Source organism: Nonomuraea guangzhouensis (assembly GCF_019396345.1).
Lineage (GTDB): Bacteria > Actinomycetota > Actinomycetes > Streptosporangiales > Streptosporangiaceae > Nonomuraea > Nonomuraea guangzhouensis.
Window position 1 is genome coordinate 85049 of the sequence record NZ_JAHKRM010000023.1, and the last position, 24846, is coordinate 109894.

At 67.3% G+C, this 24846-nt stretch carries 26 protein-coding genes and 1 riboswitch; of the genes, 11 read left to right on the forward strand and 15 right to left on the reverse strand.

Annotated elements, in window-relative coordinates; genetic code table 11:
* Positions 1–117: 117 nt before the first annotated feature.
* Positions 118–1275 carry a phosphoribosylaminoimidazolecarboxamide formyltransferase gene (locus tag KME78_RS40100; protein WP_219534722.1) on the reverse strand — a complete coding sequence of 386 codons (1158 nt, stop codon included), beginning with the start codon at positions 1273–1275 and terminating at the stop codon, positions 118–120.
* A 30-nt stretch (positions 1276–1305) separates the two neighbouring features.
* A riboswitch (ZMP/ZTP riboswitch) is annotated at positions 1306–1390 on the reverse strand.
* Positions 1391–1632: 242 nt separating this feature from the next.
* On the opposite strand from KME78_RS40100, the gene KME78_RS40105 reads away from it, so the two are divergent.
* Entirely contained in the window at positions 1633–1971 is a 339-nt protein-coding gene (locus KME78_RS40105; RefSeq protein WP_219534723.1) for a hypothetical protein, read from the forward strand.
* A gap of 19 nt (positions 1972–1990) precedes the next feature.
* On the opposite strand, the gene KME78_RS40110 is transcribed toward KME78_RS40105, so the two are convergent.
* Positions 1991–2284, reverse strand: coding sequence for a DUF1330 domain-containing protein (locus KME78_RS40110; RefSeq protein WP_219534724.1), 294 nt, complete (start codon positions 2282–2284; stop codon positions 1991–1993).
* A gap of 360 nt (positions 2285–2644) precedes the next feature.
* Entirely contained in the window at positions 2645–3025 is a 381-nt protein-coding gene (locus tag KME78_RS40115; RefSeq protein ID WP_219534725.1) for a hypothetical protein, read from the reverse strand.
* Between the two features lie 327 nt (positions 3026–3352).
* On the opposite strand from KME78_RS40115, the gene KME78_RS40120 reads away from it, so the two are divergent.
* Entirely contained in the window at positions 3353–4261 is a 909-nt protein-coding gene (locus KME78_RS40120) for a YxiH-YxzG fusion protein (protein WP_219534726.1), read from the forward strand.
* A 177-nt stretch (positions 4262–4438) separates the two neighbouring features.
* Here the strand turns inward: KME78_RS40120 and KME78_RS40125 are convergent, their stop codons facing one another.
* From KME78_RS40125 to KME78_RS67485, 7 genes are all read right to left on the reverse strand, one after another.
* Entirely contained in the window at positions 4439–5158 is a 720-nt protein-coding gene (locus tag KME78_RS40125; protein WP_219534727.1) for an anti-sigma factor family protein, read from the reverse strand.
* Positions 5158–5667, reverse strand: coding sequence for a sigma-70 family RNA polymerase sigma factor (locus KME78_RS40130; protein ID WP_246652910.1), 510 nt, complete (start codon positions 5665–5667; stop codon positions 5158–5160). The genes KME78_RS40125 and KME78_RS40130 overlap by 1 nt, the downstream gene beginning before the upstream one ends.
* A 24-nt stretch (positions 5668–5691) precedes the next feature.
* Positions 5692–6468, reverse strand: a complete 777-nt coding sequence (locus tag KME78_RS40135; RefSeq protein ID WP_219534729.1) for an enoyl-CoA hydratase-related protein — start codon at positions 6466–6468, stop codon at positions 5692–5694.
* Between the two features lie 32 nt (positions 6469–6500).
* Positions 6501–7781, reverse strand: a complete 1281-nt coding sequence (locus KME78_RS40140; RefSeq protein WP_219534730.1) for an FNR domain-containing protein — start codon at positions 7779–7781, stop codon at positions 6501–6503.
* Entirely contained in the window at positions 7778–9310 is a 1533-nt protein-coding gene (locus tag KME78_RS40145) for an amino acid adenylation domain-containing protein (protein ID WP_219534731.1), read from the reverse strand. Before KME78_RS40145 ends, KME78_RS40140 begins: the two co-directional genes overlap by 4 nt.
* Before the next feature lie 327 nt (positions 9311–9637).
* The gene (locus KME78_RS40150) at positions 9638–10969 is read right to left on the reverse strand and encodes a carboxypeptidase-like regulatory domain-containing protein (RefSeq protein ID WP_219534732.1); all 1332 of its coding nucleotides are present in this window, start codon (positions 10967–10969) and stop codon (positions 9638–9640) included.
* Positions 10970–11269: 300 nt separating this feature from the next.
* The gene (locus tag KME78_RS67485; protein ID WP_308127309.1) at positions 11270–11686 is read right to left on the reverse strand and encodes a class I SAM-dependent methyltransferase; all 417 of its coding nucleotides are present in this window, start codon (positions 11684–11686) and stop codon (positions 11270–11272) included.
* Between the two features lie 44 nt (positions 11687–11730).
* Between KME78_RS67485 and KME78_RS40160 the strand changes: the two genes are divergently transcribed.
* The gene (locus KME78_RS40160) at positions 11731–12123 is read left to right on the forward strand and encodes a hypothetical protein (protein ID WP_219534733.1); all 393 of its coding nucleotides are present in this window, start codon (positions 11731–11733) and stop codon (positions 12121–12123) included.
* Here the strand turns inward: KME78_RS40160 and KME78_RS40165 are convergent.
* Together KME78_RS40165 and KME78_RS66560 are read right to left on the reverse strand one after the other, a co-directional pair.
* Positions 12089–12952, reverse strand: a complete 864-nt coding sequence (locus KME78_RS40165) for a pentapeptide repeat-containing protein (protein ID WP_219534734.1) — start codon at positions 12950–12952, stop codon at positions 12089–12091. The genes KME78_RS40160 and KME78_RS40165 overlap by 35 nt on opposite strands.
* A 391-nt stretch (positions 12953–13343) precedes the next feature.
* A complete protein-coding gene (locus KME78_RS66560) occupies positions 13344–15581 on the reverse strand; it encodes a helix-turn-helix transcriptional regulator (RefSeq protein ID WP_219534735.1) in 2238 nt (745 codons plus the stop codon).
* Positions 15582–15658: 77 nt separating this feature from the next.
* Here KME78_RS66560 and KME78_RS40175 point away from each other — a divergent pair, with 77 nt between their 5' ends.
* The 3 genes from KME78_RS40175 (at position 15659) to KME78_RS40185 (ending at position 17364) form a co-directional block, all read left to right on the forward strand.
* Entirely contained in the window at positions 15659–15874 is a 216-nt protein-coding gene (locus tag KME78_RS40175) for a hypothetical protein (protein WP_219534736.1), read from the forward strand.
* The gene (locus KME78_RS40180) at positions 15871–16866 is read left to right on the forward strand and encodes an NAD(P)-dependent alcohol dehydrogenase (RefSeq protein ID WP_219534737.1); all 996 of its coding nucleotides are present in this window, start codon (positions 15871–15873) and stop codon (positions 16864–16866) included. The genes KME78_RS40175 and KME78_RS40180 overlap by 4 nt, the downstream gene beginning before the upstream one ends.
* An 81-nt stretch (positions 16867–16947) precedes the next feature.
* A complete protein-coding gene (locus tag KME78_RS40185; protein WP_219534738.1) occupies positions 16948–17364 on the forward strand; it encodes a VOC family protein in 417 nt (138 codons plus the stop codon).
* A gap of 6 nt (positions 17365–17370) precedes the next feature.
* Here KME78_RS40185 and KME78_RS67490 read toward each other — a convergent pair whose 3' ends face one another.
* On the reverse strand, positions 17371–18075 hold the full coding sequence (locus KME78_RS67490; protein WP_219534739.1) for an AraC family transcriptional regulator: 705 nt from the start codon (positions 18073–18075) through the stop codon (positions 17371–17373).
* A 202-nt stretch (positions 18076–18277) separates the two neighbouring features.
* On the opposite strand from KME78_RS67490, the gene KME78_RS40195 reads away from it, so the two are divergent.
* Positions 18278–19255, forward strand: coding sequence for a zinc-binding dehydrogenase (locus KME78_RS40195; RefSeq protein ID WP_219534740.1), 978 nt, complete (start codon positions 18278–18280; stop codon positions 19253–19255).
* On the opposite strand, the gene KME78_RS40200 is transcribed toward KME78_RS40195, so the two are convergent.
* On the reverse strand, positions 19256–19981 hold the full coding sequence (locus tag KME78_RS40200; RefSeq protein ID WP_219534741.1) for a VOC family protein: 726 nt from the start codon (positions 19979–19981) through the stop codon (positions 19256–19258). It lies immediately after the preceding gene.
* 187 nt (positions 19982–20168) lie between these two features.
* Between KME78_RS40200 and KME78_RS40205 the strand changes: the two genes are divergently transcribed.
* The 4 genes from KME78_RS40205 (at position 20169) to KME78_RS40220 (ending at position 23917) form a co-directional block, all read left to right on the forward strand.
* Entirely contained in the window at positions 20169–21074 is a 906-nt protein-coding gene (locus KME78_RS40205) for a LysR family transcriptional regulator (RefSeq protein ID WP_219534742.1), read from the forward strand.
* Between the two features lie 82 nt (positions 21075–21156).
* Entirely contained in the window at positions 21157–21552 is a 396-nt protein-coding gene (locus tag KME78_RS40210; protein WP_219534743.1) for a hypothetical protein, read from the forward strand.
* Positions 21549–22730 carry a vWA domain-containing protein gene (locus tag KME78_RS40215; protein ID WP_219534744.1) on the forward strand — a complete coding sequence of 394 codons (1182 nt, stop codon included), beginning with the start codon at positions 21549–21551 and terminating at the stop codon, positions 22728–22730. Before KME78_RS40210 ends, KME78_RS40215 begins: the two co-directional genes overlap by 4 nt.
* The gene (locus KME78_RS40220) at positions 22727–23917 is read left to right on the forward strand and encodes a vWA domain-containing protein (protein WP_219534745.1); all 1191 of its coding nucleotides are present in this window, start codon (positions 22727–22729) and stop codon (positions 23915–23917) included. The genes KME78_RS40215 and KME78_RS40220 overlap by 4 nt, the downstream gene beginning before the upstream one ends.
* Before the next feature lie 12 nt (positions 23918–23929).
* On the opposite strand, the gene KME78_RS40225 is transcribed toward KME78_RS40220, so the two are convergent.
* Positions 23930–24808, reverse strand: a complete 879-nt coding sequence (locus tag KME78_RS40225) for a sigma-70 family RNA polymerase sigma factor (protein WP_219534746.1) — start codon at positions 24806–24808, stop codon at positions 23930–23932.
* Positions 24809–24846 lie beyond the last annotated feature (38 nt).

Here is a 24846-nt window from a genome sequence, read left to right on the forward strand (position 1 = left end):
GCGGCGGTCTCCCTCCAGCAGGTGTAACGGCACCGTCGGATATCAGAACTCTCCGAATACCTCCGGGTGGAGCGGCATAGATAGCCGCTTGCTTGGTCGCGGACACGCTTGGACGCGTCAATGGTGGAACAGTCTGAGGCTGGTGTGGGCGAGAGTGATGCCGTGCTCGCGGCAGGCATCTGCGACCTCGTCGGATCGGATGGATCCGCCGGGCTCGGCGATGTAGGTGACGCCATGACGGTGCGCGTGGTCAATGTTGTCGCGGAAGGGCAGATAGCCGTCAGAGGCGAACGCGACTCCGGTCAGTCGCCGTCTCCACGTGGCGCGCTGGGCCGATGTGAGCTCGTCGGCGGGTTCCGTCAGCACCTGCGTGAAGCGCTGGTGTTCTTGCGGAGTGAGGTCTCCCTCGATGAAGCGGATCTGCCAGTTGATCTTCTCCTGGCGGCGTATGTGGGGAACGAAGGGCAGGCCGCGGACGGCTGGATGGCGGCGAAGCCACCAGGAGTCGGCCTTTGCGCCGGCGAGACGGGTGCAGTCCACCCGGGACTGCTGCCCAGCGCCGATGCCCAGAGCCATCCCGTCCCGCAGATAACAGACCGAGTTCGACTGGGTGTAGCGGAGGACAGCCAGTCCCAGCAGCAGATCGTCGAGAGCCTTAGTAGGCAGTGCTTCGCCCACGATGAGTTCGAAGAGGTCCTGGGAGAGCCTCACCCGGTCACGATCCTGGGTCAGGCGGACACCGTAGACCTCCCGCGATTCCTGCTCGGGAGGGATGAATCTCGGGGCCGCTTCCATGATCAGGAAGCGGCCGTTCTTCTTCTTGCTGAGTTGTTCGACCGTGCCGGGTTCGAAGCCGGGGGCGATGATGCCGTCACAGACCATGCCGGTGAGCAGGTCGGCAAGACTGGCGTCAACGGGATGGGAGACGGCGGCGAAGTCTCCGTAGGAGGATTTGGGGTCAGCGTCGCGGGCGCGCAGATAGGCGCTGGCCAGGCCGGTGATGCGCTCGCTGTCGATGCCGTGCAGCTCGGCGGTGACCTGATCGATGGGGCCGGACAGGGCCGCGCCCGCAGGTGAAAGGTGCTTGAAGGATGCAGCGGCCGGCTTGCCCAGCGCCTGATTCGCCTCGTGGACGAGCTGCCAGGCGTTCAGCGCATCGAGCATGTTGATGTATGAAGGTTGCCCGTGCAATACCTGGATGGGGTAGCTGCCCGGTGTCGTCGGGCTGGCGTGCGCCTTTGACCGCTGTGGATTGATTCCATAGCGCAGCTGCATGTCCTGATCTCCTCAGCGTGGCATCGCTGACGGAGTCGCCCAGGCGGTCGACGCTCACATCGAATCCAGGCCGCTCCCCAGTGGTGCTCCACCTTCGCCAGTTGCGACCGGACATGAGTATATGAGCCACTACCACGCTGCGGCGGATCCAGGAAGGTTGTGCAGGTCACATGAGTTTGACAGGCCGGTGGCTGATGTCAGTGGCGTAGGTGATTTCGCCGATGTCTAGCAGCAGCGTTTGCGGGTCAGTTTTGACAGCGCTCCACGTCTATCCTGTCGAGGAATGTCGGAGAGAAGTACCAGCGCTGAAGGTCATGGCTCTCCGCTCCCGACGCCACGCCGATGGGTGTCCCGGATGTGGGCGAGCTGGCGCCTGAGTGGGCGTTGAAGAACCCCGTGCCTGCCCTGATGATCATCGGTCGAGAGCGGGTGCCCGGCGTAGGGGGTCGCAGCTCTGGCGCCGTCGAGCATGGCTTCGCGCACCTGAAGACTTGGCGCATCCTCACCAAACTCCGCACGAGCCCCGCCCGCGCCACCAACCTGCTCCGCGCCCTGCTCGTCCTGACGAACCTCGAACTCGACCGCGGACAGACGATCAAGACCGAAAACAGCCGCCCACGACCAGCACGAGCACCCACGAACCCCGCCACACCAGCAGTCGCACCAGCGAAAACCAAGATGGTGGATCTTCAATGAAGATCCGGCTGGACCTCGGTCAGTCGATGCCTTCGACGATGCGGAAGTCGCGCTCGACGCCGTCGGAGAGGACGACCAGCGCCTCCTGGTAGGCCGCACTCTCGTGCGCCGCGACGGCCTGCTCGAAGCTGTCGAACTCGATCAGGACGGTGCGCTCGGCGATCCCGGCGTCATGCGCCACGACCCGACCGCCACGGGCGAAGGTCCGACCGCCCCCGGCCTTGACGGCCGGACCGGCCAGCTTGTTGTAAGCAGCCAGCTTCTCAGGGTCTGAAATGGTGCGGTAGACGCTGACCCAGTAGCCCTTGGGCATGGAACCTCCAGTGTTGGGATGAGTGCATCTGACTTACGGGTTGGTCTCGGACGAGCGTCGGCGGGCGAGAGCGAGGCTTGTCGGCGTCGTGATCGCCATGGCGCTGATGCCGACCAGCGCTGCGGTGGTGTAAGCGCTGTCGTCGGGGAAGAGGTGGCCGGGGCCGGTGCCCGCGGCGAGGATCAGGCCGCCGATGGCGCTGCGCGGTCATGGCACACCCCTTATCGTCGAAGTGACGATACCCATGATGGCACATCATCCGGGGTGGGACATATGTGACGAATGCCACGGGAGTGCCGACGCTGCGGACGACGTAGTTGAAGCTCTTGGTGCTCGACGTCTTGCTCTTGGGGGTGACGGTCAGGATGACGCCGGGCATCGCGGCCGACAAGCCGCCGACGCCGAAGGTCCGAACAGGTTGCGCAGGCCCTCGATGATGTCGAGATCACCTTCGTCGCCGAAGCGGATGACAGGAAGTGTGGCGAAGTCGGTGCGGTCGTCGCAGTGCCACAGGGCGTAGAACGAACCCGAGCCGGTGGCCTGAGCGAAGGGGGTGAGCCGATCGAGGTGGCCTCGTACCTCCTCTTCCCGCCCCTCAAGGCACAGCCACTCCACCAAGCCGGCGTCGGGTCGGTCGTACTCGTAGAACTCGAACCCATCCGAGAAGGCGTCCTCTCCAGGACCGTCGGAGAACTCCTTGAGCAAGTTCAGTTCGGGAATGGGCGAGTAGGTGTCGGTCATATCAGGTCCGGTGCGGAATCGAGTGGGTGACATATGCGGTGCGCACGCTACCGCCCGGGGCTGATACCGAAGGCCGCCCTGCTCGAAAACAGGCGCTCAGTCGTGCCGGACAACTCACCCTGAACACCGACAAAAACGTGCGAACACCGACAGCTTCAACTGCAACCGACAGATCGCAAGCACTGGCTGGTATTTCAGTCGAGATCCAGCCACGCGATCAATAATGTATCTTCCATGCGAGGCCGAACCAGGAGAAGTCGGAAGGCAGGTGTTGCGAGGCTGCGTCACCATGCGGACTTGGTTCTACCATTCCAGGGTGCGGAGCTGGTGAGTGCGGCGGCAGGTCCCGAGGGGGAACTGGTCGTTGCGTGGGCCTCACAGGACAACGCCGATGCGCTGGCCGCACGGACTATTTCACCAGGTGGGGCGTCTTTTCCCGATTCACGTACGGCCGCGCTCGTCTCGGTGCATGTCGCCACGTACCGTCCCCATCTAGCGAGGACGGTGCCCATCGCTGAGCAGTCACTTGCGCACAGCCATGTCCAGCCACTGCCGGACGGGGGCGTGCTCTTGGTGGGTGCGCGGTGCCGTTGGCGTAACGGGGCGGCCGAGTCCAACGCCGCCGTCTACGATGCCGACGGGAAACTTCTGCGGGAGGGTGTGTTTGGAGACGGAATTGCTGATGTGCAGACGACGCTCTCCGGCGACATTTGGGTGAGCTATTTCGACGAAGGCGTGTTCGGCAACTTCGGATGGGGAGAGGCGGGCACTCCCGCACCCATCGGCTCCCCTGGGCTGATCCGCTTTCGGTCTGACCTGGGCCTCGCGTGGCGTTACCCGTATGACGGTGAGTTCGGTGCGATCTCCGATTGCTACGCGTTGAACGTGACGGGGGATGAAGCGTGGGCGTACTACTACACAGACTTCCCGATTGTGCGGGTCCGAGCTGCCGCGATCGCTGGCTGGCCCACGGAGGTGCGCGGTGCTCATGCACTCGTTGTTGTCGATGACCGGGTGGCGCTCGTCGGCGGGTATAACGAGCACCGGCACCGGGTGATCTCGGGGAGCATTCGAGGAGAAGCCTTTTCGGCGGATCGTCCCACCCGGCTGGTAATGCCCGACGGACGACCGGTTCCCAGGACAGCGACCATACTGGGCCGAGGCAATGAGCTTCACGTTGTCGCGGGCACTAGTTGGCTGAAGCTGGGTTTCGAGGACCTTGTGCCAGATGAGTGAACAACTGGGTGACAACCGCGGGGATCGCCGGAACCTGCGCGAACCACAACGGGCGCGGGGTATGGGCTGAACAGCAGATCTGCACATCATGCAGTCACGTCTCATGGCTTCGACGAAAGTATTCCAGGGGCGGTCCTTGTCGCGCGCCGTCAGTCTCTAGCTCAATTCAACGGTTCGTTACAGGCGCCTGTCGAGTAGGATGCGCCCGTTCTTGGTAAGCCGGACGTCGATGCTCCTGATTTGCTTCATGGTCAGCCCGGTCGTGCCGACGGGCATGGTCGTGGTGTCGGGCGACGCCATCCAGGTGGCCAGCCTGGTGCTGCTGCCCATAAGGTCGGTGACGTACAGGGCGTACTCGAACGTCTTGGGCGGGGCTGGGTCGGCGGGCACGGCGTAACGGCAGGTCAACTCCACCCGGGTGCCCCAGGGTTCCTGGATGACGCGCACCTCGGCGGTGACAGGGCTGGGAATCGTCTGCAGCATCGGCAGGGCGGTCTCCTGCTGCTCGGGCAGGAGCGGGGACGCCTGCATCGGCAGAGCGGCCTCTTGCCGCTCGGGCAGGAGCGGGGACACCATCACCCCGGCAACGGCCGCCGCGATGGCGACCGCGGCGGTACGTATCCGGCCCCACCGCCGGGCCCGTCGGCTGGATTTCATCAGCTCGGGCAGCAGACTCGTCGGCACCTCGGCAGGCGAGGGGTCGGCGTGCGGTGGGCGCAGGGCGCGATCCGCCGGGACGGTCGAGAGGATGCCGGGTATGCCGGCGAGCGAGGCGACCGCCTGCGAGCAGGCGGCGCATCCGCTCAGGTGCTCTTCGTATTCGAGTCGTTCGCGGGGTGACAGGGCTCCGATGACGTACGCCGCGTCCCATTCCGCGTACGGATCCGTTGAGGACATCAATGAGTGGTAACCCCCCTTTCCTGCAGCGCGAGTCGCAGGGCCCTGAGAGCGTAGTGCAGCCTCGACTTCACCGTGCCGGGCGGCAGGTCGAGCTTGTCGGCGAGTTCGGCGACGGATTCGCCGCCATAATAGGTGCGCACGATGACGGTTCTGTGGTTCTCCGACAGTTGCGCGAGGGCGTCGGTGACCAGCCAGGCGTCGAGGGTGGCGTCTATCTGGTCGGCGCTGGACGTTTCGGGGAGGCGGTCGGTGCCGACCTCCCGGCGTACCCGAGCGCTGCGGCTATGGTCGATCACCACGTTCCTGGCCACGGTGTACAGCCAGGCGCGCGACGCCGTCTCACCCTTGTGGAAGACCTCCGGACTCTTCCACGCTCGTAGCAGCGTTTCCTGGACGACGTCATGGGCGAACTGGTTGTCGCCGGTCAAGCGGACAACGAAGCGCCACAGTGCGGGCGCGTGCTCGTCGTACAGTGCCCGCAGGAGTGCCGCATGCGCGTCGGTCATGTCCACACCCATGTGAGAAGGAGGTTACTTTCCCGGGAAAACGGGCTTCCGCTTGCTCAGGAAGGCTTGCGTGCCCTCGCGCATGTCCTCACTGGTGAACGTGCGGCGGAAAGCGTGCGCCTCGATGTCGAGCGCGGCGCCGATCTCCCGGCCGCGCGAGTCGTTGACGGCCTCCTTGCACAACGCCACGGCGATCGGCGAGTTCGCTGAGACCAGTGCCAACGACTCGTACGCCGCCTCCAGCATCTCCTCCCTGGTCCCGAACACCCGGTTGACCAGGCCGATCCGCAGGGCCTCCCCGGCATCGACGTTGCGGCCCGTGTAGATCATCTCCCTGGCCCGGCCGGGGGTGACGTGACGTTGCAGCCGCACGCATCCGCCGAAGGCGGGGATCAGCCCGAGCCGTACCTCCGGCTGGCCGAATACGGCGTTCGTCGTCGCGTAGATGTAGTCGCAGGCCATGGCCAGCTCACACCCGCCCCCGAGCGCGTACCCATTCACGCAGGCGATCACCGGGAACGGCGCCGCCTCGATCAGCCGGGTGACCTCCTGGCCCAGCCTGCCGAACTCCTCGCCCTCCTCTGGCGTCATCGCCGCCATCTCCCGGATGTCGGCTCCGGCGACGAAGGCGCGGTCTCCCGAACCGGTGAGGATCATCCCGCGGAAGCCGGTCAGGCCGGTGAGGAAGCGTTTCAGTTCGGTGAGGGTCTGCCGGGACAGGGCGTTGAGCACGCCGGGTCTGTCAATGGCGAGCGTCACGATCTCGTCCTTGTCGTGGACCGTCAGTGTTCGGAAAGCCATGGATCGTCCTCCAGAGATCACGCGCTGTCAGGTCAGGAATCCCAGATCGCTCCGTACGCGGGAACACCCCGCATCTCGAGTTGTTCGACGAGGTGCCACGTGGTCTTCTTGTTGGAGATGCAGATGATCGCCTCGGCGTCGAACTCCACGTACACCCGGTAGGCCAGGGCCAGCAGGTCGGGCTTGCCTTTTGCATCGGTGTCCCAGACGACCGCGTCCGGCTGCACGGCGAGGATCTCCTCCACCAGTTCGTCGCCGTATGTCGTGCGGGGACGCCGTGTCGACCAGACCAGCCGCGACGGCGTGTCGCGGGACAGCAGGTGCGGCAGGCACGGGCCGATGCCGCTGCCCGTGGCCACCCAGACGACGCGCGTGAACAGCTTGTCGATGTTGCCGACGCCGGCCGTCGGTATGCCCTTGACCCACAGGTGGGAGGGGCTGTCGTCGATCAGCGACCCCGTCCAGTCGCCGGCCCGCGAGACGGTGAGCCGGAAGCCGTTCCTGCCGGGGGTGGGCACATTGGCGAAGGAGTGCCACTCGAGCAGCGGGTTACGGCTCACGGTGGTCGACGAGCCCGCGAACGGCGTGACGCCGTAGTCGAACCCGAGCAGGGCCACGTGCGACGACGGCCTGGAGATCCGGACAGGCACGCGCCGCAGGCGCAGCCACGGCAGCGCGATGCTGAGGGTGATGGCCGTGAGCGCCCAGAACGTCGCCTGGTGGGCCGCGGTCAGCAGCGCATGCGCCCAGAACAGGGCGAGCACCGTCCAGCCGCCGAACCGGTGCACAACCTCGAACACGTTGTGGAGCCGCGCCCGCAGCGGGGGCAGCGCGAAGACCACCATCGCGACCAGCAGCGCCAGGATCGCGTACGTGAGCGTGAGCAGCCCTGCGGAGACCTCGGCGGGGCGCATGGTCATCACCCCGGTGAGGAAGGCGAACCACAGGGTGGCCGCGACCGTCCCGCCGACGTGTAGTCCACCGAAATGGTAGACCTTGCCCAGAATGCGGCGGATCCCCAGCGGCCAGCGGACGGGGGCATCGGTGGCCACGTGAAAGAGCAGGTTGATGACGTACTGCTGGCGGATCAGCACGGCCAGGGTGACATTGGCGAGCACCAGGAGGGACAGTGTGCTCGGGTCGGCCCACCAGCCGGTGGTGATCGCGTGGACGAGGAACCCCGTGTTGACGGCCAGCACGACGGCGGCGAGCCGGTTGTAGTGCATGAAGCGCCGGCCACTGCCGAGAGTCCTGATCGCCGAGCGCGGCGGAGGCAGCTCGAGCGCATCCGACAAGGAGCGCACGACCGTCATGCGACCACGTCGATCAGCGGGTCGATCAGGGCGTTCTTGTCGACCTTGCCGCGGTCGGTCATCGGTAACTCGTCCACGGCCACGACGCGGGAGGGCACGCAATAGTACGGCAGCGACTGCTCGACGGACTTCCGCGCCGCCTCGACGTCCACGCTCGCCGGGCTGACGAAGCCGATCAACTCACCCTCGCGCAGGACCGTGGTGGCGCGGGCGCAGTCCGCGGTCAGCTCCAGTGCGCCGGTGACCGCGTCCAGCTCGACCCGGAAGCCTCTGACCTTCACCTGGTCGTCGGTGCGGCCGTGGTGTTCCAGCTCACCGTCCGGTGTCCAGCGGCCCAGGTCGCGAGTGCGGAACATCATGTGGCCGCCGCCACGGAAGGGATCGGGCCGGTACCTCTGCATGGTCGCGACGTCGTTTTCAAGATAGCCCGCGGTCACGCAGGCGCCGCCCGCCCACATCTCGCCGATCTCGCCGATCGGGCACGGCCTGCCGTTCTGGTCGAGGATGTAGACCGTGGTGTTGGGCAGCGGTCTGCCGATGGTCAGGACGCGGCGCCGCGGATCGTAGCGCTGAATCGTGTTGACGATGGTGACCTCGGTGGGTCCGCACGCGTTGTGGAAGGCGCAGAAGCGAGACCAGGTGTCCGCCAGATGCTGGGGGCAGCGCTCGCCCGCGACCGCGACCACCTTGACGTTGCGGCACCGAGCGGCGTCGAGGGAGGCCAAGATTCCCGGGGTGGCGATGACGACGTCGACGTCGCGCACGGTCTCCTCGATGTCGTCGCCGCGGATGACGAGCGTGGCGCCGTGCGACAGGGCGCCAAGGATCTCCCAAACCGCCATGTCGAAGGCGATGTTGAGGATCTGGGCCACCCTGCTGTCAGGGCCGATTCCCAGGGAGCCCGGCTCGTTCAGCAGGATGTTGCACAGGTTGGCGTGGGTCACGTTGACACCGTTGGGATGGCCGGTCGTCCCAGAGGTGAAGATGACCACCGCCACGTCGCCCGACCCGCCCGGGACCGGCGAGGACCACTCGTCCGAGCGCGGGATCTCGTCCACCGCGATGACCTCGTGACGATCGCCGGCGGGGATCCTCGGCGCCGAATCAGAGGAGGTCAGGATCACCTTGATGGAGGCCGTGTCGACAATGTGGCGCAGGTGGACGGCCGGGGTGATCCGGACATCCTGCGGCACGTAGGCCGCGCCGACCTTCAAGATTGCGAGGATGCCCACGACCATCGGGATCGACCGTGTCATGAACAGGCCGACGCGGTCGCCGGGACGCACGCCACGGTGGGCGAGCGACGCGGCGAGGCGGTCGGCGTGGCGGTCGAGTTCCAGGTAGGTCATGCTCTCGCCGAGATGAGTGACGGCGGTCGCGGTCGGCGTGGCCTTGGCGTGGGCCTCGAAGGCATGGTGAATGCGGTCGAACGCCGGGGCGGCCTCCGGGCCGGCGCCGAAACTCTGGAACAGGATCCGATCCGCAGAACGAAGATCGACGAGAGCAGAGCGATTCAGACGCAGTGTCACTGGAAGTCTCCCGCTGAGTCGACGTGAGCTTGCTGTCCGCGTTTTGCTGATCTTCGAAACGATGTAGCCGCCGACCCGGTTCAACGATGGGGTGAACTTTTCGCAATCGATTCGCCCTGGCTGCGACGGGGTCTCGGTAACCACCCCCGGCGCCTGCCGGATGTCACACCGCTGTCACGCGGGCCTCGCCGACCATCCCGGTCGAGCCATTTGGAGCGATCCAAAGTACTCGTGTGGCAACGGAAATTGAGGTATGCCCAGCTTGGGCCGTCTACGGTTCGCGAGCCCGTGACCGCGGTGAGGTCACGGGCTCGCGTCGTTCATCCGCTACTGTGCGGCGCCCACCTCGACGCTCTGGCTCAGCGCGTCCTGGAAGTGTTCGCCGCCTTCGAAGCGGGCTCGCCAATGGCCGGCCGCAGGCTCGGTGATGGCGTCACCGAAGGCGTAGCCGCTTCCGTCCCAGTAGGCGGGTCGGGTGGACCGAGCGGCCCAGGTGGTTCCGTCGGCGGAGAATTCGATGATCGCTTGTGGGTCGGCCGGCGTGGAACTGCCGGTGAAGGCGAGATGGCCCGTCACGACGACCTCAGCCGCCTCCCGTACAGCTTTGAAATCGGAGAAGGAAGCGGGGTGGGCGACGGTGAACGGGACGATGGTGCTCGAGTTCGCCTTGAAGGGGTCTTCGGTGGAGTAAGCAACGGTGACGGTGCCTGTGGTGTAGGGCACGAACGTCAGGCTGTAGCGACCTTGGGCGTCGGTGGTGACGGACCTGGGCGCGTTATTGGTGTTCTCGACCCGGACGCCGAGTGTGGCGTCGGGGATGGGCTGCCACCCTGAGGGGGAGCGCCATCTGGCCAGGCCGGAGACGGTGAGCTGGTCTCCAGCGTTGACCCTGACCGGGGCGACGTTGACCTTTACCTCGGTGGCTGACTCCTTGGCTTTGACGATCAGCTTGTCGGAGGTGCCACGCATGTACCAGAGGTGGTCGTTGCTGTAGGGGTAGGTCGCGGTGAACTCCGCGCCCATCTTGAGGGTGAGCGAGTGCTGGAACCGGCCCTTGGCGTCGGTAGTGAGTTCGGCGTGGTCGAAGTCGGCGTAGCCGCCTTGCTTGTTGAGGTACGAGATGGCGAAGGAGATGGGGAAGCCTTGCCCCAGCGGTTTGCGCTCCCCGCTGCCTGGCCAGATGCCATAGATACGGCCTTTGACGGTGACATGGCGGTGGGTGTAGTCGACGGTGGGGCGGCTGGGGGCGAGCGGGTCGAAGACGGTCTTCACCATGTAGATGAGCTGGCCGGTACGTTCGGCGGTGACGTGGGTGCCTTCGGTGTCGGTGGCTTCGACGTCGATGCGGTAGGTGCCGAGTTCGGTGAGCTGGACCCGGGTGCGGGTGGTCCAGATGCCGTTGGTGGAGGTGCCTGAGGTGAGGGCGAAGTCGTCGATGGCGGCCAGTTCCTGGCCGGTGGCGGAGATGACATGCGCCTTGAGAGTGGCGATCGGCTGGTCGGAAGTGGTGGACACGCGGATCTTGCCGAGGTCGTCATTGTCGCTGCCGGACCAGTTGATCGTGATCGTGCCCAGAGATTGGGCTGTCGCGGGTTGTGGACCGGCGATGAGCGTCAGGCCGGCAAGGATGCCGGCTAAAGCCGCGATGATACGTCGCACGTTGTTTCTCCCCGTGGTGTGATGTGACCCCTTTGCTGGTGATATTGAAGCCTTTGAAGGTTATCGGCAAGAGCGAATTTTGTTGATGTGGAGGTGCAAGGGTTCTGGCGCGATTGTGCTTCACCGGTCGGCAACGGCCGCCTGAACAGGTGAAAGGCTGTGGATGGTGGTCGGTCAGCCGTCGAGGTCGACATCAGAACAGCGGACCGGTTGTTGCATTATCGAGACCGACGGAATGTCGCGACAGCGGGACGACAGCGGGGCGACAGCCCGAGCGGATAAAGTGCCGATCGGCTGTTTCTATATTGACGGTGATTCTTTTCGGCGGTCGCGAAATGGGGAAGGCGTGCATGGTTTATTCCGTGCTTTTGCGACGCCCGCCGGAATGTGATGGGTTGAGTACCAGGCGACGACCCCGCCCAGCTCGCCGTCCTTGAGGTCCAGCGCGGTCATCGAACCCACCTCAAACCGTAGGCCTGAGTATCTCTGCCGGGCCACCTCGACCATCTTGGGCGACAGGTCGACGGCGACGGTGTTGTAGGACTCCCGGGTGGCGGCCAGGTAGGAGGGCTCGGTCATGCCGGTTACCGCAGCCGTCACCAAGCGCGCGAGGACCGACGTGATCAGCGCTGAGGCACTCTCCGCGTTCTTCAAGCAAGAGCCACGTATCTCGCCGTCGTCGAGGGCGCTGATCTGCTGGTAGGACAGTCGGCCCACGTCTGTTGCGTGCCGTATGGGCTTGATCGGTAGAGTGGCCGGCCATGGGTGTTCTCGTCGACTACTTCACGGCAGACTCCGACCAGTCCGCCCGGCTGGCCCTTGCTGGTGGGCCGGCCGCGGTGAACCTGCCGTACGTCGACTGCAAAGGGTGGCTCGACGAGCTCGACACGCTGGTCGCGGAGCTCACCGGACGTGATCTCAGTGAGTTCGGGGACAGCGAGACCGTCGTGGACGACGGCGAGTCAGCAGGCGTGGACCGGGCAGCACCCGAGACTGTCGCAGCGCTCGCCGCCGTGAACGACTCGCGGCTGCGCGGGTACGCCGAAGACGAACTGCTCGACGAGTTCGAGGTCGAACGTATGACGGCTTTGCGGGACCTGGCGCGCGAGGCGGTGCGGCTCAACCAGGGGCTATACCGCTGGACGTGCGTCTGAGCGCCTCGAACAACTCCTCGCGGAGCGCGGGCGGCACCTTGCGGCCCATATCCAACGGACTTACCAGCGCCTGGTCGTCGTTCTGCATCAGGGCCGTGTCCGCGAGAAACTCCAGGCTGAAGCGCGCGAGCTTCCGGTGGTCTGCGTCCTGCCACTGCTCCACCAAGGGCAGCACCGCCTCCACGCGCGCGCTGATCCGGTCGAGGAGCGCGTAACCGGGCAGGCCGGGCCAGCGTTGGGCCTGCAGGTCGATGTGATGTAAGGCGACGTAATCCAGCTCCGCGTCGGTGAAGTCGTTTCCGGTGAAGTCATTGCGGTCCCTGCGCAGTGCGGCTTGGTGGTCGGTCGGGCGACCCCAGAAGTTGACGCTCCGCACGCGACCGAGGAAGACGCAGTCGACGAACTCTGCTTCGTAGGTGTTCGTCTGGTCTCTCAGGCGAGACCGGTCGAAAGTGCACCTCTCGAAGCGGACGTTGCCGAAGAACGTGGACGACGCGAAGCGGGTGCGCCGAAACACGCAATCGCGAAAGACCGACTGCGGCCAGCCGACACCGTCCCATGGCCCTCGCAGGCAGGTCGTGCCCATCGACAGTTGCTCGAAGACGGCGTCGGTGAAGTCGCATTCCTCGAATTCGCTGCCGTGAACGGTGAACTGGGCGAACCGCGTTCCGGAGAAGTCCACGTCCACCAGCTGTGCCCGGTCGAAGGTCACGCTCGACACTCCGGCGGGCAATTCGAACCGTTGACCGCGAAGCTCACCGCGCGCGATCCACGCAGGGTCCCATGCCTCTGGACCGGGCTGGAGGCTGAACCGCTCGAACGCGCTCATATGGGCCGCCTGCTGCGAGTGCGATCGGAACGCTTGTCCGCGGAGCGTGTCATCGCGCTGGGAGGACCGGCTGCGACGGTGCTCGCTGAAAGAACGAGATCATGCATGTGCGGAGTCTGGCAGTCCCATCCGACAAACCGCAGGCCGAGCCGGTACTGGCGTCCAACGCTCTTGCGCCTGGTGCGCCCGTCAGCAATTCGGCAGGCATGCTAGGCACTCCTACCTGGTGGCAGTTCGAGCGCATGGACGTATTTCTTCCAGCTCAGCAATTCCGAGAAAGGCATGTACGAATCATTGTTGGCTGAGAGCGGCGTGGGTTACGGCTTTCTCAGCTCCGACGAGCAGGAGGGCCGCTTCCTGTGGCAGTGCTAACTCAGTCCACGAGCTCTCTTCACCGGTCGGACGCTGCCATCCAGACGGCAATTTGAGTACGCGACTTGAACCCGAGCTTGTTCAGAATATGGCGAACATGGCTGTCCACCGTGTGCTCGGAAATGAAAAGCCGGGCCCCGATCTGCCTGTTGCTCAGGCCGTCCGCGACCAGTCGCGCGACCTCCGCCTCCCGCCTCCCGAGCGGCGCCACGTCAGTGGAGGCGGCGACCTGGGACGATTCGCCGAGGGCCAGTCCGATGGCGGCGGCCCGGCTCAAGCGTTTTCCCGCCTCGAATTCCGTATCGAACCTGGAGGGTCCGAGGTCCGCCGCCGCCGATTGTTCGGCCCGGGTGACGAGTGGCACGAGAAAGGGGAGGGTGCTCGCGCCCGCGCCCATGCGTACGGTTTCCGCCGCCCCCAGCAGTCGCGCCGCGAGCCGTGCCTCGCCCGAGTCGGCGGCGTGGCAGCCCAAGGCGTCGAGCAGGCAATACTGCGCCACCCGGTCGTCGATCCGCTGGGCGATTCGCAGTGCCTCCGTGAACAGTGGCTTGGATTCGCCGAGATCACCGGCCATCAGCATGACGGAGCCGTGGTTGAACAGCATCATGTCGAGGCTGTAGAGGTCGCCGATTTCCCGGCTGATCCGCACGCCTTGTGACGACGCGGATCGCACGCTGTCGAGATCGCCGTCGAACAGTCCGTTGAGCGACTGGGCCTGCAGCGACATGAGCGTGGCCGGGAGGTCGTCGCACGCCGCGCGGGCCTCGGCGAGCAGGCGCTCGGCGGATTCGCGATCGCCGGTCATGTTCGCGGCCATCGAGGCCAGCGAGAGCGATTGTGACAGCAGGCTCGGCTCCTGGGCCGTCGCCGCCGCCTTTTCGAGCGCCGATCCGGCGGTTACCGGATCGGACTGCAGTACGGCCAGGAATCCGCGCATGAAGTGTCCTCGCGCATCATCGCCTCCGGACGCGATCAGCTCGTCGAGCCATCGAACGCCTTCATTGGTCGCCCGTGTCATCCAGTACCAGCCGAGGGAGGTGGCGAGGGAGATTCCGCCGGAGAAATCCTGCTGGTCCAGGGAGCGCTGAAGGACCGAACGGACGTTGTCGATCTCCAGGTCCATCCATTCGAGCCACTCGACGAGTCGAAAGCGGGCCTCGGCCGTGGAACTTAGGCACCTCGTTCGGTAGTAGTCGGCGAATCGCTGTTGGACGGTTTCTTCCTCGCCGGCCGCTCGCAGCTTGAGGACGGCGTATTCGCGCATCGTCTCGTGCAGCCGATAGCAGGCGAGATCTCCGGCGTCCTCCTTCATCACCAGGGATTTGTCGACGAGCGAAGACAGAAGGTCCAACGCGTCCGGGGAATCGCAGACGTACTCGATGTCTTCGAGCGTGAACCTGCCCGCGAACACGCACAACCGCCGCAACAGCGTCTGCTCGCCCGCCGCCAGCAGGTCGTGGCTCCAATCGATGGTCGTACGCAATGTCTGATGGCGCGGCAGCGCGGCCCGGCCACCCCCGACGAGCAGCCCGAACCGGTCGGTCAGGCGATCGAGGATCTGCCCGGCGGTGAGCACTCGGGTTCTGACGGCCGCCAGCTCGATCGCCAGGGGCAGGCCGTCGAGCCGGCGGCACAGATCGACCACGGCCGACTGGTTCGCCGCGGTCAGCTCGAACGCGCCCGATCCGGCCGCGGCCCGTTCCACGAACAGCGCGACCGCCTCGTTCTGCCGGAGTCGCGTGAGAGGCGTGTGAGCCACGGGCAGTTCGAGCGGTGGCACGGGGACCACGTGCTCGCCCGGCGCCGACAGCGGCTCGCGGCTGGTGACCATCACCCGTACGCCCGGTGCGGCCTTCAGCACCTCTGTCACGAGCCGGGCGGCCGCTTCGACCAGGTGCTCACAGTTGTCCACCACCAGCAGCAGCTTCTTGTCGCGTAGGTAGGACAGCAGCCGGGGCAGGGGCTCGGTCGCCGCCTGGTCGCGCAAGTCCAGGGTCGTCAGCACGGCGTCGCCGACCCGGGCCGGATCCCGTACCTCGGCCAGCTCCACCAGCCACGCCCCGTCCGGGAACCCGCGGCCGAGATCGGCCGCCATCCTGATCGCCAGGCGCGTCTTGCCAACCCCGCCCGGCCCGACCAGGCTGACCAGGCGTGCCTCGGTGAGTTTCCTCCTGACGTCTGCCAGCTCGTGGCGGCGGCCCACGAAGCTGGTCGCTTCGGCCGGTAGGTTGCCCGAGAGGCGCGGCGGTCTGGCCATGGTTGACCTGGACACTACTCCCGAATCACGAATCTCCGTGATATTCGCGGCCCGGCCCGCTGCCTACCGTGACGAGCATGTCCGAGGAGCCGGTGATACAGCGCGTCGAGGTCAGCTTCGTCGGCGCCCCGCCCGTACGGCAGGTGGCGCGCGCGTCGGGAGTAAGTGACGTGCAGGTCGACGGCACGGTCCTGCGCTGTTGCGTCTGCGGCAGCTTCCAGCCGTTCCTCGAGGCGCTGCGCGGCCACGAGGTCATCACCCTGAGGTCGCATTCCGTTGAGGAGACGTCATGAAGGCAATCCGCTTCAACCGGTATGGTTCGCCCGATGTCCTGAGCTTGGAGGACGTCGACCTGCCCGCTGTCGGCGATGACGACGTGCTGGTCAGGGTGAAAGCGGCCGCCGTCAGTCCGCTCGACGTCCGCACCATGACGGGCACGCCGTACTTCATGCGCCTGCTGTGCGGCCTGCCCCGGCCCAAGCCCATCGGTCTGGGCGGCGAGATGGCGGGCTGCGTCGAGGCCGTGGGCGGGAACGTCACCAGGTTCCGGCCGGGAGACGAGGTCTACGGCGGCCGTGGCATGGCGCCCACCGCGCGCAGTGCGGCGTTCGCCGAGTACGCCAGCCTCCCCCAGGACGGGATGGTGGCCAAGAAGCCGGCCAACCTCTCCTTCGAGCAGGCGGCGGCCATGCCGGTGTCGGGGCTCAGCGCCCTTCAGGCATTGCGTGACAAGGGCCGCATCATGCCTGGGCACAGGGTGCTCGTCAACGGCGCTGGGGGAGGCGTGGGCACGTTCGCGGTGCAGCTCGCCAAGGCGTACGGCGCCGAGGTGACCGGCGTGTGCGGCACCCACAACGTGGACATGGTCCGCTCGATCGGCGCCGACCACGTCGTGGACTACACCCGCGACGACATCACCGGGACGGGACGCCGCTACGACCTGATGATCGACATGGCCGGCAACCACCTCCTGCCCGTGATCAGGCGGCTGCTCGCCCCGAACGGCGTGCTCGTGGCCGTCGGCGGGCCGCTCAAGGGGATGTGGATCCGCCCCTTGCTCGGTCCGCTCAAGCTGCTCGTGCTCTCGCCGCTGATCGGTCAGCGGCTGGCGCCGATGATGACGAAGGCGAGCGGCGATGATCTCGATGTGCTGCGACGGCACGCCGAAGCCGGGAAGATCGCTCCGGTCATCGACCGGACGTACGCGCTCAGCGCGGTCCCGGATGCCATCCGCTATCTCGACAAGGGACACGCTCGGGGCAAGGTGGTCATCACCGTCTCATAAGTCTTTGTATCGCTGCGTGACGCACCCCGGCCGACGAGGGTTGCCGCAGTGAGTAAGGTGATCTTGCAGAAGGAGATGACCATGCGCACCTTGCTCGTCGGACTCCGCGTCACCGACCCGGATCGCTCTCGCGCGTTCTACCAGGCACTCGGCTACACCGTCGTCGGAACCGTTCCCGACACCCCGTTCGGCGCTCTGACCATGCTTCAACTGCCGGATGACCCGTTCGTCACCATTGAGCTTGTGCACAACCCCGCCCGGCCGGTCACCGATACCGGCGGCCTCAACCACCTCGCCATCCAGACGCACGACCTGCACGCCACCATCGCCACCCTGGCCGCCCATGGCATCCAGGCCGATCCGGCGCGGCCGACCGCCGGTCCCGATGAGCCGCTGGTCACCATGGTGCGCGACCCCGACGGCTACCTGATCGAACTCGTCCAGTGGCCGGAAGGACACGCCGACGGACTCACCGCCGACGACTTCAAGACCGGGTGACTGCCATCACGGGCGCTGGTGACCGGATCGGTAGCGGCCCGGGGTGGTGCCGACGAGGTTGGTGAAGGCCGAGATGAAGCTGCTGGGATTCGCCCAGCCGCAGGCATGGGCGACGCGGGTCGTGTCGTGGCCGTCGGCGAGAAGGACGAGTGCGTGATAGATGCGGAGTTGTGTGCGCCATTCGTAGAAGGTCATGCCGAGTTCGTTGTGGAACAGCCGGCTGAGAGTGCGGGCACTGGCTCCGATCGCCTGCCCGAGTTCGGCCAGTGAGGAGTTGTCCCCGGGCTGCTCGTACATCATCCGGGCAATGGCCTGCAACCGGTCATCGTGCGGTTCCGGAAGGTGCAGTGCCTGCTCGCGTGCTTCGTGGAGTTCGTCGACGAGGACTCGACGGAGGCGAGCGCTCGCGGCCCGATTGGGGTCGCCCCCGGCGCGGTCGTAGTTGCGTGGGCCCGTGAGGGCGAGCAGGATTTCGCGGGCGAGGTCGGAGACCAGGAACACGGCCGGATGGCCGGGTACGAGCCGGGCCAGGGACGCCGGTAGGAAGAGGATCCGCATATCGGTGTCGCTGTGAGCGCGGTGGTAGTGCGTGAACCCGGCAGGGGTCCAGGCGACTCGATTGGCCGGCACGATCGATGTGCCACGTTCGGTGTGCACGGACAGGACGCCGCGGGCCGCGTACACCAGATGCCCGCGTGAATGGGAATTCACCGGGCTCGTTCCGCCCGACGGCCATAGATGTACGCCTCCGGACGGCCATAGATGGGACGTCGGACCGGACCGGGCAGGTTGGCGGCCAACGGGCATAACTTGGCATTCTACCGGTGGCCGGTCACAGCGCTTTCTCGCGACAGTGGATGTACGCGCGATGAGGTCTTCGTCGCGACCACCCATGTCGAGAGGGAGTACGACCATGCGAGCAGCGGTCTGTGTCAGGGCGGGTGGCCCGGAGGTGCTGGAGATCCGCGAGCTGCCGGTACCGGTGGTTCGGGAGGGCTGGAGCCTGGTGCAGGTGAAGGGCGCGGGCTTGAACCGGTCGGAGCTGAGGACCCGCCAGGGGCATTCCCCGAACGTGAAGTTCCCGCGGGTGCTCGGCATCGAATGTGTGGGGATCGTGGCAGCCTCGACCGATCCCGACCTGCCGGACGGGACGACCGTCGCGGCGGTGATGGGTGAGATGGGCCGGGAGTTCGACGGCGGCTATGCGGAGTACGCGTTGCTACCGAATTCGCTGCTGATGCCGATCACCACCACCTTGCCCTGGGACGTCTTGGCCGCGCTACCTGAGACGTACCTGACCGCACAGGGCTCGCTGGACGCGTTGGGGATCGTGCCGGGTGGCCAGGGGCGGTTGCTGATCCGTGGCGGGACGTCGTCGGTGGGGATGGCGGCCGCGTCGATCGCGGCCGGCTACGGTGTCGAGACCGCGGCCACGACCCGGCGGCCGGACAAGGCCGACGCGTTGACCGCGGCCGGCGTCGACCACGTACTCGTCGACGCCGGGGGATCGCTGGCGGCGAGCGTGCACGCGGTCTGGCCCGAGGGACCGGACCACGTTCTGGATCTCGTCGGGGCGCGTACGGCGGTGGACTCGCTGCGCCTGGTCCGTCGTGGCGGGACGGTGTGCGTGGCGGGCTCCCTCAGCGGATGGCTGATCCCGGACTTCGAGCCGATCGCGATGATCCCGTCCGGAACCAGGCTCACGGCTTTCCACAGCGACGACTTCAAGGGCAGCGCGGGCGCGACCGTGCTGCGGCGGATCGTCCACGAGGTCGAGGCGGGCGTCTATCGACCCAACGTCGACCGTGTCTTCGCCCTGGACGACATCGTCGCGGCCCACCGGTACATGGAGAACGACCAGGCCACCGGGAAGCTCGTCTTGGTGCCCTAGTCAGCCCTGATAGAGATCGATGCGGTTCCCGCTGGGATCTGCCACGCACGAAGACCGCGGCTTCCATGGCTTGTCCACCGGCGGGTGGACCTCGATGGCCCCGGCATCGACGGCGCGGCGGTGCGCGGCGTCCACGTCCTCGACGAGCAGACCGAACCGGGACACCCCGGCCGGACCGTCGTGCTCGCCATGCTCGGTGGCCTCATGCGCGACGGTCAGCAGGAAGAACTCCTCACTCGGCCAGGCACCGAACTGGAACGAGGAGATCTCCTCGTTGAACACCGCGTCGAACGCGGCCCGGTAGAAGGTGATCGACTCGGCCAAGTCCGCGACGTTGATCGTCACTTGGACGATGCGCGGGGTCTTCAGGTCAGGCATAGCCACTCCGTGTTCGATGTAGTGGTCCACAACGCGGACCATGCGTGACAGAACCTGGGCGCGATCCACCAGCCGCACTCGGTGCTGCTGCAGCACGGTGCGCAACGACTCGCCGTCCGGGTCGTCCGTGACGATGCGAACAGAGTCGATCGGCACATCGACGCGCCGCAGCGCACAGATCAGCCTGGCTTGCCGGACCTGCTCAGGGCGGTAGCGGCGATAACCAGTGACCGGGTCAACGACCGCCGGCCGCAGCAGGCCGAGTTCGTCGTAGTGCCGTAAGGCATGGATCGACAGGCCGCTGACGAGGGCGAAGACACCGATGCCCAGGAGATTGTCGCTGCTCACCCAGACAGCATCCAGTCTCGGACTACCCGAGAGTCAAGCGCGGGCTCCTTGGTCGGCTTCGCCTCGATGTCCGGTACGTGCCGGTAGGCCACCGGCGAGGTCAGGTCCCGACGGCCAAAGTTCTCGCCGTGCTAACACCTGCCCTGACCGGCCCGAATACTGGATGAGCGAGGGGAGGAGGGCGCGCATGGAGTTGCGGCATTTTCGCTATTTCGTGGCGGTAGCCGAGGAGGGGAGCTTCACGCGGGCGGCAGCCCGGCTGCACGTGTCGCAGCCTACGCTGAGTCAGCAGGTGCGGGAGCTGGAGCAGCGGGTGGGCGCGATGTTGTTCGCCCGTGACCCGGCGGGCACCTGGCTCACCGCCGCGGGCGATGCGTTCTACGAGCGGATCAAGGCCGTGCTGAGCGCGGTCGAAGAGGCGGCCAGAGCGGCCAGGCACATCGCCGGTGCCGGGGAGGGCGCGTTGCGAGTCGGGGTCTCCCTGCCTCTCCCCGATGAGCTGCACTTCTCGGTGCTCAGCGCCTTCACCGCGGCGTACCCGAGGGTGCGGACGAGTTGGCGGCAGGTGGGGCTGATCGATTTCGACCGTCCGCTCATCAACGGGGAGCTCGACGCCGCGCTCATATTCATGCCTGTCGACTCCGAGCGGCTGACCTGGGAGCCGCTCACCACGGTGCCGAGGGCGGTCGCGGTACCGGCCGGCCATGCGTTCTGGGACGCGGGGAGCGTGCCGTACACGGACGTGTTCGACGAGCCGCTGGTGCCGGTGGCCTCCGCCGTACCCGAGAGGGTCACGCGCTGGTGGCACATGCACGAGGAGCGCAACGAGGAGACGCCCCGCCTGGTCGGCGACCCGGGCGCCACCCCGGACGAGCTGCTGATGGCCGTACGCCTGAATCGGGCGCTCTGTCCCGGCCCGTACCACTTCAAGGACACCCCGCTGCCGTCGGGCATCCGCATGGTCGAGGTCACCGGCCTGTCCCAGGCGGTGGTCGTGGCGGTACGGCGGGCCGGCGACAACGGAGGGCTCGCCGAGGCGTTCTGCCGTCTGGCGGCGCGCACCGCCCGGGAGGTCACGAACCTACGCACGTAAGGCCTGCGCCTATAGGCATGGCCAATGGGGTATTGGCGACGGGACTTCGACAGGCCTGGCGCGGCGCCTCGATGCTGATGGCGTGGATCCGTTCATGGTGGCCGCCGGGTCGGCGGTGGTGGGGGCGATGGCCTCGGAGGGTTGGCAGGACGCGCGGCGGGCGATCGCCGCGCTCTGGCGGAAGCCGCATCCCGAGCGGGTGCCGGCGATCGAGGCGGACCTCGAGGAGGTACGCGTGGAGGTGCTGACCGCCAGGAAGGCCGCGGACCAGCAGACCGAGGAGGAACTGGCCGTGGAGTGGCGCCGCCGGCTCGGGCGCCTGGTCGCGGCCGATCCGGAGCTGGCGGAAGAGCTGCGCCGGATCGTGGACAGGCTCAACCCGCCGGCCGCCGGCGCCCCCGGCGTCATGATCGCCCGGGCGTCGGGCCGGGCCAGCCTGTTCCAGTCCGGCGGGGACATGCACGTACGCGAGCGATGACCGCACCCTCCCAGGCGCCGCGAGACGACGCGAAAACGGGGGTGACGCTCGAGGCCAAAGCCTTCTTCTTGGCGCGGATCTACCAGGCGGCCCGCGACCTGTACGTCACCGTCGTCAACCTGCCGCGCAGCCTCACCGTCTCCCTGGTCACGTTGATCGTCGGGGCGATGGTGGCGGGCGTCGCCTGGTTCGTCGTGGGGGTGGTCCTCCCGCAGTACGCGCCGACGTACAAGACGCAGTTCCTGATCGACGCCACCTCCGAGCCCGGCGACATCACCAGGTCGCTCATGACCGTCGTCGGCTCCGCCGGCGACCGGGACGCGCTGGCGCTGCGCCGCTTCGGCGGCGAGTGCGGCGCCGACGACAACACCACGCAGCTCGTGTCCTTCGGCACCGGCAATCGGCAGGACATCAAGGCGGCGGCGGGCCAGGTGCGAGCCGGGGGCCAGAGCACGCTGCTGCGCGGCATCGTCGCGGCGGTCGAGGATTTCGCCGCGCCCTTCGCGCAGCGGGCCAAGCAGGTCAACCGGGTCATCGTGATCAGCAACCACGGCGCCGACGCCTGCGACGCGGACACCGCCTTCGTCGAGCGCGAGATCCGAGAACGGGTCGCGTCGGCGGGGCTGAACATCCAGTTCCGTGTGGTCGGCTACCGGGTCCCGCGCGCTCAGCGCGAGGCGCTGGAGCGCATCGCCGACGCCTCCGGCGCCACCGCGCCGCTGTACGCGGGGACGCCGGCGCAACTGGACTCCGCCCTCGACTGGTTCACCAATGTCGAGCCCGTGCTGGAGAACGCCAGGCGGGTCATCACCACGCTCAACGCCACTATCGACCGGGTCAAAGCCGGTCTGCTGGCCATCCGGGACGGCAGGCTGGACGTCGCCGAGCGTGAGCTGCGGCAGGCCGGAACAGGCGGCGTGGACACCGAACTGGACGACCTCGCGGGCCGGGCCAAGACCCCCGCCGCCCGCGACCTCCACGCGCGGGCGGCCGACCTGCGCACCCGACAGGGCCGCCTGCTCGACGGCGCCCGGCGGTTGCTGGACAGCGCGCGCGCCGGCTCGCCGCCGGAGCTCACCTCGCTCGAACGGGCCATCGCGGATTACAACGACAGGGTCAAGCACATGAACGACGCGATCAAGGCACTGCGCGCCACAGCCCCGGCGAGCACCTCATGACCGCCCCGGCCAAGACCCGCAAGCGGCGGGTGGCGGTGGTCGTCGTGCTGCTGCTCATCCTGGCGGCGATCGCCTATCTCATCTACCTCGCCATTCCCGGCCACCGTACGGCCTTCCTCGTGGACACCTCGGAGAGCCGGGTCGACATCGGCGCGATCGCCGCCTCCATCGGGTCGGCCGCGCGGAACGCCGGTGACCGCGACGCCGTCTCGCTGCGCAGGTTCGGCGGGACCTGCGGGGCCGCCGACAACACCGCCGAACTGGTGAGCAGCGGCACCGGGCAGGGCGAGCAGGTCGCCTCGGCCGCGCGGAAGCTGACCTCGGCGGGCAAGGTCACCCTGGAGAGCGGCGTGCTCGCGGCGATCGACGATTTCTCCGGCCTCTACCCCTTCCGGGGTCTGCGGGGCAACCGCATCGTCGTGGTGACCAGCCACGGCACCGACGCCTGCGCCCGCGACCAGAACGCGGTCCTGAAGGCGATCCGCGAGCGCGTGGCCGCCGCCGGGCTGACGCTGGAGTTCCGTTTCGTCGGCTTCCAGGTGCCCGACGGGCAGCGCGACGAGCTCCAGACGCTGGCCAGGGCCAGCGGCGCGCCCGAACCGCGCTTCGTCCGCTCCGCCGCCGAGCTGGACGTGGCGCTCCGTGAGCTGGTGATCCCCGACTTCGGCCTGGCCAAGCCGTTGGAGCTCCCCTCTGAACGGGAGTCGAAGCCGGCCAAGGAGTACGACTTCGCGGTCGCCCTCCTGACCGGCTGGGGCGTCACGGTCACCGGCGCGCCGGTCCAGTGCCACGCCGCGACCGGCGAGACGGACCACAGCCGGACCTTGTGCCGCTTCCGCCTCGCCGAGGGGCAGCGCATCCGCTTGGCCGCCAAGGTCTCGGGCCCCGACCCCAACCCGATGCGCGCGCGGAACAACCCCAACTACCGGCCGATCAACACGCCTTTCTGGTACGGCTGCGACGAGGGGTCGATGTCGCGTACCTGCACCGTGACCATGAGCCGCGAGCGCCTGGCGAAGGCCGTGGCCAAGTCCGGCGACGCGCCGTCGACCTCGATGATGGCCTGCGTGACCACCCGGGACCCGGCCACCGACGTGCTGGCCGCGACGTGCGCCGCCATCACCGGCTCCGAGCCGCCCCCCACGCCCGCCGTCACCTACGCCGACGGCTCAGTCGACAGCGGCTGAATCACCGGCGGCTCACGCAGGGTCCGGCAGGCACATCGATGCGATCCTGGCGGGATCGGCCACGATCGCGATGGCGCTGATCCGGCCGCCGGCGACCGTGAACGAGATGATCGAGAGCGGGGTTCCGTCCTCGCGCCAGGAGACGTACCCGGGAAGGCCGTTGACGAGCACCGCCCGATGCCGTGCGACCTGGCCGGAGAACATCTTCGCGCCGGCGGCGACTTCGGTGGCGCCGAGCGTGACGACCAGCCCGCCGGGGGTGTCGACGGTCAGTCTCACGTCCGGGTCGAGCACGCGCAGCAGTGCTTCGAAATCGCCGCCCACCGCTGCCGCGCGGAAGGCATGGATGACCTGCCGTTGTTCGCGTCCGGCGACCGTCGGCCGTTCGGTCGCCTGTACCTTCTTGCGGGCGCGGCTGGCGATCATCTTGGTGGCGTCGGCGGACTTGCCGAGGATCTGGCCGATCTCGGCGAACGGCACCCCGAACAGGTCGTGCAGCACGAACGCCAGCCGCTCGCTCGGCCCGAGCGAGTCCAGGACGACGAGCAGCGCGAGCCCCACCGAATCGGCGAGCGCCACGTACTCGTCGGGCTCCGCGCCGTCGTCGGCCGTTACCAAGAGCCCGGGAAGCCCGTCGCCGTAGGACGCCTCGGGGCGGGTCTGGCGGGACCGCAGGACATCCAGGCTGATCCTGCCGACCACCGTGGTCAGCCAGCCCGCCAGGTTGGCGATGGTCGCCGTGTCCTGGCGGGCGAGCCGCATCCAGGCCTCCTGGACCACGTCCTCGGCGTCGGCGTGCGATCCGAGCACGCGGTAGGCGACCGCGCGCAGCCTGTCGCGCTGGGCCTCGAACGCCTCGGCCACCAGGTCTGTCCGGCTGGTGTCAGTCATCTCGTCCTCGTCCTCGGATCTGCTCGCTCACGGTTTAC